At 30.4% G+C, this 12,434-nt stretch carries 12 protein-coding genes; 4 read left to right on the top strand and 8 right to left on the bottom strand.

The window, feature by feature from the left end; translation table 11 throughout:
* Positions 1 to 10: 10 nt before the first annotated feature.
* Positions 11 to 1,036 carry a hypothetical protein gene (locus tag H6553_10490; protein ID MCB9034255.1) on the top strand — a complete coding sequence of 342 codons (1,026 nt, stop codon included), beginning with the start codon at positions 11 to 13 and terminating at the stop codon, positions 1,034 to 1,036.
* A 259-nt stretch (positions 1,037 to 1,295) separates the two neighbouring features.
* Here H6553_10490 and dnaK read toward each other — a convergent pair whose 3' ends face one another.
* Entirely contained in the window at positions 1,296 to 3,191 is a 1,896-nt protein-coding gene (gene dnaK, locus H6553_10495; GenBank protein ID MCB9034256.1) for a molecular chaperone DnaK, read from the bottom strand.
* Between the two features lie 266 nt (positions 3,192 to 3,457).
* Here dnaK and H6553_10500 point away from each other — a divergent pair, with 266 nt between their 5' ends.
* From H6553_10500 to H6553_10510, 3 genes are all read left to right on the top strand, one after another.
* Complete coding sequence (locus tag H6553_10500; GenBank protein ID MCB9034257.1) at positions 3,458 to 4,408, top strand: ribose-phosphate pyrophosphokinase; 951 nt, start codon at positions 3,458 to 3,460, stop codon at positions 4,406 to 4,408.
* 2 nt (positions 4,409 to 4,410) lie between these two features.
* Positions 4,411 to 4,995 (top strand): 50S ribosomal protein L25/general stress protein Ctc, encoded by a 585-nt coding sequence (locus H6553_10505; GenBank protein ID MCB9034258.1) that lies wholly within the window; start codon positions 4,411 to 4,413, stop codon positions 4,993 to 4,995.
* A gap of 170 nt (positions 4,996 to 5,165) precedes the next feature.
* Positions 5,166 to 6,149 carry a transposase gene (locus tag H6553_10510; GenBank protein ID MCB9034259.1) on the top strand — a complete coding sequence of 328 codons (984 nt, stop codon included), beginning with the start codon at positions 5,166 to 5,168 and terminating at the stop codon, positions 6,147 to 6,149.
* A 406-nt stretch (positions 6,150 to 6,555) separates the two neighbouring features.
* Here H6553_10510 and raiA read toward each other — a convergent pair whose 3' ends face one another.
* From raiA to H6553_10545, 7 genes are all read right to left on the bottom strand, one after another.
* Positions 6,556 to 6,855, bottom strand: a complete 300-nt coding sequence (raiA, locus tag H6553_10515; protein ID MCB9034260.1) for a ribosome-associated translation inhibitor RaiA — start codon at positions 6,853 to 6,855, stop codon at positions 6,556 to 6,558.
* Between the two features lie 4 nt (positions 6,856 to 6,859).
* Complete coding sequence (locus H6553_10520) at positions 6,860 to 7,768, bottom strand: tyrosine-type recombinase/integrase (protein MCB9034261.1); 909 nt, start codon at positions 7,766 to 7,768, stop codon at positions 6,860 to 6,862.
* Positions 7,769 to 7,834: 66 nt separating this feature from the next.
* A complete protein-coding gene (rpsU, locus tag H6553_10525; GenBank protein MCB9034262.1) occupies positions 7,835 to 8,026 on the bottom strand; it encodes a 30S ribosomal protein S21 in 192 nt (63 codons plus the stop codon).
* A 77-nt stretch (positions 8,027 to 8,103) separates the two neighbouring features.
* Entirely contained in the window at positions 8,104 to 9,366 is a 1,263-nt protein-coding gene (locus tag H6553_10530) for a methionine adenosyltransferase (GenBank protein MCB9034263.1), read from the bottom strand.
* Positions 9,367 to 9,402: 36 nt separating this feature from the next.
* A complete protein-coding gene (locus tag H6553_10535; GenBank protein MCB9034264.1) occupies positions 9,403 to 10,005 on the bottom strand; it encodes a fumarylacetoacetate hydrolase family protein in 603 nt (200 codons plus the stop codon).
* A 288-nt stretch (positions 10,006 to 10,293) separates the two neighbouring features.
* Positions 10,294 to 10,857, bottom strand: coding sequence for an aminoacyl-tRNA hydrolase (locus tag H6553_10540; GenBank protein MCB9034265.1), 564 nt, complete (start codon positions 10,855 to 10,857; stop codon positions 10,294 to 10,296).
* 142 nt (positions 10,858 to 10,999) lie between these two features.
* Complete coding sequence (locus H6553_10545; protein ID MCB9034266.1) at positions 11,000 to 12,421, bottom strand: glycosyltransferase family 39 protein; 1,422 nt, start codon at positions 12,419 to 12,421, stop codon at positions 11,000 to 11,002.
* Between the last annotated feature and the right edge of the window lie 13 nt (positions 12,422 to 12,434).

Consider the following 12,434-nt stretch of genomic DNA (forward strand, 5'->3'; position numbering starts at 1 on the left):
ATTTTGCAACATGAAAAAACTATTTTTTGCTATTGCTACTGTGGTCTTATTACTAAGTGCCTGTAAAAGAGACAAACCATCAGCCAAAAAATCTGCGGAAGTCAATCAAAAAGATATTAATGTAGATATTGTACGATTTGAACGAGATTGGTATGCCATGAACCCGAAAGATGTTGCCAATAGTTTAAAACAGTTACAAGCAAAATATCCTACTATTTACGAAGCTTACTACTATTATGTAATGGAGTTTCAAAAATTTGGTGACGAAAATGCACAATTGAGTGTAATACAGAAGATGTTAACCAATACACAAATGTTAGCACTGTATGATAGTACCGAAAAAACATATCCAAACTTAGATTTTTTAGAAAAGGATTTAAAAACTGCTTTTGCAAATTATAAAAGCTATTATCCAGAAAAACCAATTCCACAAGTATTTACTTGCATTACACAATTTGCTGGATTTCCTGCCTTTACTTTTGACGATAGCATTTTAGGTATTTGTATTGACGACCATTTAGGTAAAGACTATATTTATTATCCTAATTTCTTTTATGAATATCAACTAACTGAATTAGATAAAAAATATATGAGTGTAAATGCTATTAATGTAATGGCACAAGACATCGTTCCTGCACCAGCAGCTCGTTCTACATTATTAGACAAAATGCTTGCTTATGGTAAAATGTTGTTTTTTATTCAATCGCTATTGCCAGAAAAATCTCCAGCAGTAGTAATGCGATATACAGATGAACAATGGCAATGGTGTGTTAATAGTGAAAGACAAATATGGTCGTATTTTTTAGATAAAGAATTATTATATAATACAGATCAAGAAGGATTTAAATATGTACAAGATGCACCTACTACTTATGGCATGCCAAATAATGCACCAGGAAGAGTTGGTGCTTGGTTAGGTTGGCAAATTATTAATGCTTATGTAGAGCAAAATCCAAATGTTACATTAAAAGAATTAATTAATTTAAGTGACAGCCAAAAAATATTAGAAGCATCTAAATACAAACCAAAGCAGTAATACTCAATTTACTTTTAACTTTGCAGTAATGATTGATTATTAGACTGTCTATTGCGAAATTTTTGAGAAACGCAAAAAATTGAAGCAATCTCCAACCTTAGAGTGCTAAAAATAGATTGCTTCGTTACTTTCATTTACTTGCAAAGAAGAAGACTTCTTTAGTTTTCGATAAGGTCTTTCTAAAAATCATATTGGCATAATTGAATAAAAAAAGCGTTTCCTTTTAGGAAACGCTTTAAGTAATTTTATTAAAAAGAAATTAGTCTTTTACTTCTTCAAACTCTGCATCTTGAACATCATCTGCACCATTGTTATTAGCAGTTTGTTCTTGTTGAGCTTGTTGCTCTTGTCCTTGAGTTGAATTGTACATATCTTGTGAAGCAGCAGCCCAAGCATCGTTCAATTCTTTTGTAATTGAATCAATGGCAGTGATATCTTCATTTTTATGTGCTTCTTTCAATCTATCTTTAGCTTGTTCAATAGCTGCTTTTTTCTCAGCAGGAATTTTATCGCCAAATTCTGTTAATTGTTTTTCAGTTTGGAAAACTAAATTGTCAGCAGCATTTAATTTATCAACTTTTTCTCTAGTTAATTTATCAGCTTCTTCATTCGCTTTAGCTTCTGCTTTCATTTTTTCAATCTCATCTTGACTTAAACCAGAAGAGGCAGTTATTCTAATCGCTTGTTCTTTACCAGTACCTTTGTCTTTAGCAGTTACATGTAAGATACCATTGGCATCTATATCAAAAGTAACTTCTACTTGTGGTACACCTCTTGGAGCTGGTGGAATGCCATCTAAGTGAAATCTGCCTATGCTTTTATTGTCTTTAGCCATTGGTCTTTCACCTTGTAGTACATTCAATTCTACAGAAGGTTGGTTATCTGATGCAGTACTAAATACTTCAGATTTTTTTGTAGGAATAGTCGTATTGGCTTCAATCAGTTTGGTAAATACACCACCATAAGTTTCAATTCCTAATGATAAAGGTGTAACATCTAACAACAATACATCTTTCACATCGCCAGTTAATACACCACCTTGAATTGCAGCACCAACAGCAACAACCTCATCTGGATTTACACCTTTGGAAGGTTTTTTGCCAAAGAATTTTTCTACTACTTCTTGTATTTTTGGTATTCTAGTAGAACCACCTACTAAAATTACTTCGTCAATATCAGCATTGCTCATGCCAGCATCTTTCATTGCTTTTCTACATGGCTCAAGCGTTCTTTCTACTAACGAATCTACTAATTGCTCAAATTTAGCTCTAGTTAATTTTCTTACTAAGTGCTTAGGTACACCATCAGCAGCAGTAATATATGGTAAGTTAATTTCAGTTTCAGAAGAAGACGACAATTCAATTTTAGCTTTCTCTGCAGCTTCTTTTAATCTTTGTAATGCCATTGGATCTTTTCTTAGATCCATTCTTTCTTCTTTCTCAAATTCTTCAGCCAACCAATCAATAATAGCTTGATCAAAGTCATCACCACCTAAGTGTACATCACCATTAGTAGATTTTACTTCAAATACGCCATCACCTAATTCTAAGATAGAAATATCAAATGTACCACCACCTAAATCGTACACTGCAATTTTCATATCTTTTCCACCTTTGTCTAAACCATAAGCTAAAGCAGCAGCAGTTGGCTCATTGATGATTCTTTTTACATCTAAACCAGCAATAGTACCAGCTTCTTTAGTTGCTTGTCTTTCTGCATCGTTAAAATATGCAGGAACAGTAATTACTGCTTCATTAATATCTTGACCTAAATAATCTTCTGCCATTTTTTTACATTTCTGTAAAATGATAGCCGAAATTTCTTGTGGCGTATATAAACGATCCATTATTTTTACTCTTACTGTATCGTTGTCGCCTTTTTCAATATCATACGATACATATTTTTTCTCGTTAGATATTTCACTAAATTTTTTACCCATAAATCGTTTAATAGACGATACGGTATTTTTTGGATTGGTGATAGCTTGTCTTTTTGCTGGCTCACCAACTTTTCTTTCTCCATTTTCTAAAAATCCAACTATAGAAGGAAGCGTTCTTCTACCTTCTTCTGTTGTAATAACTACTGGTTCGTTACCTTCCATTACAGCAACGCACGAGTTCGTTGTTCCTAAATCTATACCTATTATTTTTCCCATTGTTTAATTATTTTATTGTTTGTTATGACCTAGAATAGTCAAACATAATGCCAAGCAAAATATGCTGACATATTGACATATTGCAGTATGCAATGAATGAAATAGTATAATGTTTATAAGCTTTTACAAGAAAAGATCTAATATCTAAAAATCTTGGTTCTAATAATCTAAGTAAAAAAGTTTCAATACTTGCTACTCACTACTAAACTTAATACTGATAATCATACTACTTAAATTAAAAATTGTATCTTTGCACCTCAAATTTTATTGTGATAATTCCAGATGTAAAATTGATTAGTGGTAGAAAAACACACTACTTGGCAGAAAAAATCGCTGATTTATATGGTCAGGATTTAACGCCTATGGATGTCTTGGAGTTTAGCGATGGCGAATTTGAACCAGTTATTCAAGAGTCGGTAAGAGGTTCTTATGTGTTTTGCATACAATCTACTTTCGCTCCATCTGATAATCTAATGGAGTTATTACTATTATTAGATGCAGCTAAAAGAGCATCTGCTGGTTATAAAATTGCAGTAATTCCTTACTTTGGTTTGGCTCGTCAAGACAGAAAAGATAAACCAAGAGTAGCTATTGGTGCTAAGTTAGTCGCTAATTTGTTAACGGCTGCTGGTGCAGACAGAATTATGACGATGGATTTACATGCACCACAAATTCAAGGATTTTTTGACATTCCTGTAGATCATCTCGAAGCAAGAACTATTTTTATTAATTACTTAGAATCTTTAAATCTAGATGATTTAATTTTTGCTTCGCCAGATGTAGGAAGTACTAAAAGAGCAAGAAGATATGCTCAATATTTTAATACAGAAATGGTCATTTGCGATAAATATCGTTCTAAACATAACGAAGTAGCATCTATGCGTTTAATTGGCGATGTTACCGATAAAAATGTAGTGATTGTAGATGATTTAATCGACACAGGTGGTACTTTAGCAACTGCGGCCAATCTAATTATGGAAAACGGAGCAAAAAGTGTGCGTGCTTTAATTACACATCCAGTGCTTTCTGGAAATGCTTATGAAAGAATTGAACAATCTGCATTAACAGAATTAGTCGTTTGCGATACCATTCCATTAAAACAAAACATAGACAAAATAAAAGTACTCTCTGTAGCAAAACTGTTTGCACATGCCATCAGAAATGCACACGAGTATAAATCAATAAATTCATTATTCATTCCAAAAAACAAAAATTAATCATGGAGACTTTAACCATTAGCGGACAAGCTAGAGCGGATGTTGGTAAAAAAGCAACAAAAGCCGACAGAAAAAACGGCAACATTCCTTGTGTAATGTATGCTGGAAACGAGGTGGTACACTTTACAACTACTATGAAAGATTTGCGTGGATTAATCTACACGCCAAACTTTTATAAAGTAGCAGTAACATTAGATGGTACAACTCACGAGGCAATTTTAAAAGATGTTCAAGTACATCCAGTAACTGAAGATGTATTGCATGTCGATTTTCAAAAACTAATTGCTGGTAGCAAAGTATTTGCAGATATTCCAGTAAAATTAGTAGGTAATGCAGAAGGTGTTAAATTAGGTGGTAAATTATTAACTAAAGTAAGAAAATTGAGAGTTAGATCTACACCAGAAAATTTAATCGATGCCATTCCAGTTGATGTATCAAGCTTAAATCTTGGTCAATCAATTAAAGTAAAACATATTCCTGAGCAAAAATTCCAAATTTTAAACTCACCGAATATTCCTATTGCATCTGTAGAAATTCCAAGAGCATTGCGTAGTAAAGCAACTGCAGACGCAGCAGCTAAAAAATAAATCCATTAATTGTTTAATTTTAAAGCCGACATTAATTGTCGGCTTTTTTGTTTTAAATTATATGTATTTTAATATATTTTGGCATAATACTGAAAAATAGTTGGTGTATTGTATCAAGAGTACTATAAATAAAGGTTAAACTAGATATTTTATGAAATGTATTTCATAAAATATTTTCTTTGTTAAAAAATGGCAAAAAAAAGCGATGTTGGAGCTGTAGTAGTTTAGATGTAATATGCTGGGGCAAACAACAAAACAAGCAAAGATTTAAGTGTAAAAACTGTGGCATATTATTCACAAGGAATAGACCAGAACAAAAAATAAAGAACCGATTCATATGGTTCAAGAAATGGATAATAGAAAGACAAACCTACAACACATTATGTAGAGATAGTGGTTATTCAAAAGACACCTTACAAAGAACCTTTTATAAAATTTTAGAGCGTTCGCCCACGGTTAAAATCATAAAAAGAGAACAAGTTAATCTTAGAGTGGACGGTACTTATTTTGCACAGTTCTGTTTAATAGCTTATCAAGATAATCTTGATGGCTATACACAACTTATCCGTTTTTCAGATGGAGAGCATTTTGAAGAGATTAAGGAAGATTTAAGTAATTTAATACACTTAGGCATTAAATTAGAAAGTATTACCTCAGATGGTGCTAAAAGTATATTAAAAGCAATTAAACATACTGACAGTAATATAGTTATACAAAGATGCTTGGTACATATTCAACGAATGTGCTTACTATGGCTTACTAAATACCCTAAACACATAGCAGGACAAGAACTTAGAAAACATATTTTGCTATTACTCAAAATAGAAACACAGAATGATAAAATATGGTGGACAAGAGAGTTAAAGCTATGGTATGAAAGACACAAAGACTATCTTAATGAAAAGACTATTAACTTAGAAACTAGAAGGTATTGGTATACTCATAAACTACTAAGAAGATCCTACTTCTCAATAAAAAGAGCATTGCCTAATATGTTTCACTATTTAGAAAATCCAAAAATACCAAGAACAACAAATGGAATTGAAGGTTATTTTAGCCATCTAAAAAATCATCTTGATTTGCACAGAGGTTTGACTTTAAAAAATAGAATAAATTTCATCAAATGGTATGTGTATTTATCTAATGAAAAATAGAGTTTTTTTAGCCATCAAGTATACCAAAAAATGAAAAAGGTTGATAGTTATCTATCAACCCATTTTTTGTATATACATTAATCCTATTGCTAAAAAGTTGGTCTCCACCAGTGCTTTTATCCTCTTCAGATTAACTGGAGAAAGCTAAACATTATTTTTGTCAAATGCACCAACTATTTTTCAGTACATTACCTATATTTTTATTTAAAAAATAAATAAAAAACTTGTAGTGCTTTTTATTTATTACTGAAAGTCATATCATAAGAAATTTAAAATCATAGAGCATTCTCTTGCTTAAGAATTCTTATATTCATTTATTTTCGAGTAATGCTAATGAGCAATAAATCTTCTAGCGACTGATAGTATAGTTAAGTATCAGCCACTAGAAAATAATATGTTATTGAGCTTACTTTTTTGCTTTGGTTTTAATTTTTTCTATTTGTCTGCGTAATGATTCTACTGCTAAATCTATAGATTCTTCAAATTTTTTAGATTTTTCTTTAGCTATTAAAACGGTTCCAGGAATTTGCGTTTTAATGGTTACTACTTTGTCTCTTACTTGAGTATTTAGTCCTTCAAATGTAAGAATAACATCTGAGCCAATTACTTTATCATAATACAAATCTAATTTGCTTAGTTTTTTGTTGATAAAGTCTTTTAATTTTTGATCTGCATCGAAGTGCACTGATTGAATTTGTAATTTCATACTGTTACGCTTTAGGGTGAGCAATTTTATAAATTTCCTTTAATTGTTCTATTGTATTGTGTGTATACACTTGCGTTGAAGCCAAACTTGCATGTCCCATTAATTCTTTAATGTCGTTTAGTTTAGCACCATGATTGCTCATGTGTGTTGCAAAGGAATGACGCAACACATGAGGACTTTTCTTTTCTGCTGTACTACACATCGATAAATACTTTTTTATTAACCTATAAACGAAGTTAGGATACATTTGACTTCCCTTGTCTGTTAAAAAAATATAATTCGCTGTAGAATTATAGTAGTTGGTTTGTGCTTGTTGATACGCTAATAACTCTTGATAAAGAGTATTGCTAATTGGTATTAGTCGTTGTTTATTGCCTTTACCTGTTATTTTTAATTGATAAGTTATATTAGATTGTAATATATCATTCCAAGATAAATTAATAAGTTCTTCTCTACGAATTCCTGTTGCATAAAATACATCTACAATTAATTTATTTCGTAGCAATAAAAATTCATCATCTGTTACATTTGTTTTGATAGTATCATCTAATTCACCATCTAATAAATGATTAATATTTTTTTCTTCAATGTATTTTGGTAGTCGTTCTGCAACTTTTGGTGTTGTAATTTTTAGTGCAGGATTGGTTTTAATCCACGACTTTTTTAGTGCAAATTTATAGTAGCTTTTTAATGCCGAAACTTTGCGTTTTAAGCTAGTAGGTTTTTGTTCTTGATTGATTAAGGAAATTATCCAAGCACGAATTTGATTGTGTTTGGCTTGATTAATGTCTGCTAATTGAAATTCTGCGTTTAAGAATTCAGAAAATTGTTGTAAATCAACTTTATACGCTTGGACTGTTTTTAGAGAATACCGTTTCTCTTTTTGTATATAAACTAAAAAGTTATCTATCATACGCTATCTTAAACCTCAAGTAATATTCTAAAGTTTAAGATAAATAATAAAAACTAAATGTGCAAATTAATCTTCTTGTAATTTTACTTTTTCTCTGTGAATAGCTTTTAATTTTTCAGCTCTTTTTTGAACAGAAGGTAAAGTAAATGCTTGTCTTTCTCTTAATTGCTTAAGTACACCAGACTTCTCATACTTTTTTTTGTACACTTTAAGTGCTCTATCGATTGAATCTTGCTCTCTTGCGTCTATAATCAACATAAATTGTTAAAATTTTTGGAATGCAAATATACTAATTTTTTTTTGAAATTCTACTTAGTATTTAATTGAATTGTTAATTATTTCAGTTTAAATGCTTTTTTAACAACATCTACTGCATTTAACTCTTCCCAAGGAAACAATTTAACTTCTACTTTTAACTCGTTAGCTTTTCCTTTATTAAATACTTTGGTTACTTTTTTAGATTTTCTTCCCATGTGACCATAAGCAGCAGTTTCGCTATAAATTGGCGTTCTTAAATTAAATCTTTGCTCAATAAAATATGGACGCATATCAAATTCTTTTAGTGTTGCAATTTTCTTAGCAATTTCGCCATCAGTCATATTTACTTTTGAAGTACCAAAAGTATTAACATACAAACCAACTGGTTGTGCAACACCAATAGCATACGCTACTTGCACTAGAGCTTCGTCTGCAATACCAGCAGCCACTAAATGCTTAGCAATATGTCTGGTTGCATAAGCAGCAGAACGGTCAACTTTAGAAGGATCTTTGCCAGAAAATGCACCTCCACCATGAGCTCCTTTTCCACCATAAGTATCTACAATAATTTTTCTACCTGTTAAACCAGTATCACCATGTGGTCCACCAATTACAAATTTTCCTGTTGGATTGATGTGATAAATGATTTTATCATCGAAAAGATTTTGAATTCTCTTAGGTAGTTTTTTCAATACTCTAGGAATCAAGATTTTGATAACATCTTCTTTAATTTGTTTTAGCATTTTAGCTTCAGCAGCAAAATCGTCGTGTTGTGTAGAAATAACAATGGCATCAATTCTTATTGGTTGATTGTTGTCATCATACTCTATAGTAACTTGCGATTTTGAATCTGGACGCAAATATTTCATTACTTTACCTTCTCTTCTGATAGCAGCTAATTCTTCTAATAGTAGATGTGACAATTCTAATGGCAATGGCATCAAATTATCTGTTTCGCTACAAGCATAACCAAACATCATACCTTGATCGCCAGCACCTTGTTCTTCTGGTTTCTTTCTTTCTACGCCTTGATTAATATCTGGAGATTGTTCGTGAATAGCTGACAACACACCACAAGAATGTGCATCAAACATATATTCTGATTTATTATATCCTATTTTATCAATTACTTTTCTAGCAATATCTTGTACATCTAAATATGCATTTGATTTTACTTCGCCAGCTAAAATAACTTGACCTGTAGTTACTAAAGTTTCGCAAGCTACTTTTGAAGTTGGATCGTAAGCTAAAAAATTATCAATTAAAGCATCTGAAATTTGGTCGGCAACTTTATCTGGATGTCCTTCTGAAACAGACTCTGATGTAAATAAGTATGGCATAATTTAAATTTATGAATTGCAAAGATAATTAATAGATTATTTAATCGTGCAAGTTGTGATACATTTTTCGTTAATAAATGCTTGAAGTTCATCACCTATTTGCACTGGGCCAACACCTTCTGGCGTTCCTGTAAAGATTAAATCGCCTTGTTGTAAAGTAAAAAATTGGGAGATATAGCTAATAATTCTTTCAAAAGAAAAGATTAAATCGTTGGTATTGCCTATTTGTACTGTTTGATTATTTTTTTTGATTTCAAAATTAATTGCTTTATTTTCATAAGGTAAAAAATCGCCAATAAAAGCAGCACCATCAAAACCTTTAGCAATTTCCCACGGCCATCCATTTTTTTTAAGTTGAGCTTGTACATCTCGTGCAGTAAAATCAAAACCTAAAGTAAATGAGTCGATATAGTTAGTAGCAAACTTTTCTTGAATTTTTTTTCCGTTCTTGCCAATTCTCAAAACGACTTCGCCTTCGTAATGTACATCATTAGAAAAAGCTGGATAGTAAAAATCTTGATTGTTTTTTAGTAGTGCTGTTGGTGGTTTCATAAACACCACAGGATTTTCTGGATAAGCAAAGTGCTTCATCTCTTCGATGTGTTTTTTGTAATTTAATCCGATGCAAAATATTTTCATATTCTATTTCTAATATAATTATAAATTAAAAATGTTTTGTTAGATAAAGTAAAAAATCTACTTTCTTACCTATTATTAGTATTTACTTTTGTCTTGATACAAAAGTAACAAAAAATCAAGACTGCAATATCTACCTGTCGGCAGACAGGAATTCTTAACACTCGAACTGCTTAAAAAAGCTAAAAATCTTAAAACTCGCTTCGCTCAAACAACAAGATTTTCTTAACGCATTTTTATTTGTTCTCACTAAATTTATTGAATGTCATTTTTGATTGCTTGCTAGATAAATTAAATATTATTATATTTATTCATCGTATTATTTAATCCATCTGTACAGAAAGATAAAGCAGCATCTTTAGCAATATTTACTCTTTCTTCCAATTGCTTTAATTCTGCATCTGACCATTTTCCTAGTACAAAATCGACTTGCTTCCCTTTGGAAAAATTGTTGCCAATACCAAATCGCAATCTTGGATATTGATTGTTAGTCAGTACTGCTTCAATATCTTTAAGTCCATTATGACCAGCATGTGTTCCTTTGCCTTTTAATCTAATTTGACCAAATGGCAATGCCAAATCATCTACAATAACCAATACATTTTCTTGATTGATTTTTAATTCATTCATCCAAAATTTCAATGCTTTTCCACTTAAATTCATATATGTAGTTGGCTTAATTAAATGAATTTGCTTGCCTTTATACTTGGTATTGCTATAAATAGCATGTCGTTCTATGCTGAATTTTGCATCGAGTTCTTGTGCAATGGCATCAACAATATTAAAACCAATATTGTGTCTGGTATTGTTGTATTCTGCTCCTATATTTCCTAAACCTACGATTAAATATTTCATCTACTTTATATTGATATTTATCTTTCTTAGATAGGCAAAAGTAATAAAAATTCAAGACTGCTATACCATACAAGATTTCTTATAGGAAATACCAATTATACATAAAGAGTGATACAGCTATGCTGTATTTTTAAATATTTTTCTAATAAGGTTGAAGTGCTACGCCTTTCTTTACTAAATAAAACCCTTTGTAGTTTACTGTAGTATTGTTTTGTTTTTTGAGTTTGTTTTTATCTCTAGTTAATATAAAATCGTAGTGACTAATGTCTTGATTATGCTCTACATTATACAGCGTATATCCTTTGCGTTGTATAGCATATAAATAAATATTCGGACTGCCATCATCTGCACAAAAAACTGTTTTATTTGATGTACAATTATTTTTTAAGAGAAATTCTTGAAATTCATCACTAGACAGAACTGAACTTACAGTACTATAGGTTTGCATTGCACTAATAGTTTTTTTACAGTAGTATAGGTTAAAAATCAATACTAAAATAAATACTATAATTATTAATTTTGTATTCTTTACTTTATTAGTTATCCAAAATACAGCTTGTATCAATACCATTAAAATAAATGGCATAAAAAACAAGTAATAATAATCGTGCTGAATAAATTTTTCTAGAAATAAGATAGCATATAAAATAGTCGTAGCAAATACAATAGTGGTATATTTTAATATAATTGATTTTTTATTTTTAATTACACTAGTAATAAAAACAATTATTGTTGCAATTGAAAAAACAGGTAAAAAGAAAATATAAAAATTAGATTTAAACACTCGCCAAATACTTAAACCTATATCGTAAAAAGACATTGTCCAAATTGGTTGTATAGATAAAAAGTAATACGAGTCGTGATTAATGTGATTGTAATATTTTGCATAAGTATACCATAAAATTGGCAAAAACAATATCAATAAAATACAGATAATATATTTAAAATGAGAAGTGTTTTTGTTTTCTCTATAGTAAAAATAGAGTGGTACTATAATAAACAAAACATAACTTGCTTTCATTAAAACAGCAAGTATAAAAAACAAAATAGCTAAATATTTATTTATACTATTTTTATAATTATATAAATAGAATGAAAATGAAATAAATAAAAAAGATACTGCTGTTGCATCGCTTAAAAAATTAGTTCCATAGTACATTAACAAAGGCGAAGCACACATTAGCATTGTTATAATTAATGCATATCGTTGTTTTTTTATAAAGAAGTAAGCAATGAAATAAATCGCTATTAATGAACAACTCAATACTATAAAATTAATTAATCGTAATACAAAAGCACTATGCTCAAATTTAGAAGCAATAAAATAAAACAAAGGAAATTCACCTGCAACATTTCCATTCGTCGATTGTAAATTATAGCTTGCTGGTTGAAAAAAGGACAAGTTAAACTGCTTGAAATTTTGCACCATCGCCATACAATCTGCTTGTCGCCAAATGTGGGCACCTTGTATATTATGATTTAAAATAGTAGCAATATCATAGTAAAAGAAAAAAAATACTAGAAAAAAAATTAATACAAGAATGCCTTTATAGTTTGATGACATGACTTAAAGTTAA

It is taken from the genome of Chitinophagales bacterium, assembly GCA_020636535.1.
Taxonomy (GTDB): Bacteria; Bacteroidota; Bacteroidia; order Chitinophagales; family JADIYW01; genus JADJSS01.

What these genes read in the sequence shown, in the direction of transcription:
- H6553_10520 (MCB9034261.1), bottom strand. Translation starts at nt 7,768, where the DNA reads ATGATAGATAACTTTTTAGTTTATATACAAAAAGAGAAACGGTATTCT.
- raiA (MCB9034260.1), bottom strand. Translation starts at nt 6,855, where the DNA reads ATGAAATTACAAATTCAATCAGTGCACTTCGATGCAGATCAAAAATTA.
- H6553_10530 (MCB9034263.1), bottom strand. Translation starts at nt 9,366, where the DNA reads ATGCCATACTTATTTACATCAGAGTCTGTTTCAGAAGGACATCCAGAT.
- H6553_10540 (MCB9034265.1), bottom strand. Translation starts at nt 10,857, where the DNA reads ATGAAATATTTAATCGTAGGTTTAGGAAATATAGGAGCAGAATACAAC.
- rpsU (MCB9034262.1), bottom strand. Translation starts at nt 8,026, where the DNA reads ATGTTGATTATAGACGCAAGAGAGCAAGATTCAATCGATAGAGCACTT.
- H6553_10490 (MCB9034255.1), top strand. Translation starts at nt 11, where the DNA reads ATGAAAAAACTATTTTTTGCTATTGCTACTGTGGTCTTATTACTAAGT.
- dnaK (MCB9034256.1), bottom strand. Translation starts at nt 3,191, where the DNA reads ATGGGAAAAATAATAGGTATAGATTTAGGAACAACGAACTCGTGCGTT.
- H6553_10535 (MCB9034264.1), bottom strand. Translation starts at nt 10,005, where the DNA reads ATGAAAATATTTTGCATCGGATTAAATTACAAAAAACACATCGAAGAG.
- H6553_10545 (MCB9034266.1), bottom strand. Translation starts at nt 12,421, where the DNA reads ATGTCATCAAACTATAAAGGCATTCTTGTATTAATTTTTTTTCTAGTA.
- H6553_10505 (MCB9034258.1), top strand. Translation starts at nt 4,411, where the DNA reads ATGGAGACTTTAACCATTAGCGGACAAGCTAGAGCGGATGTTGGTAAA.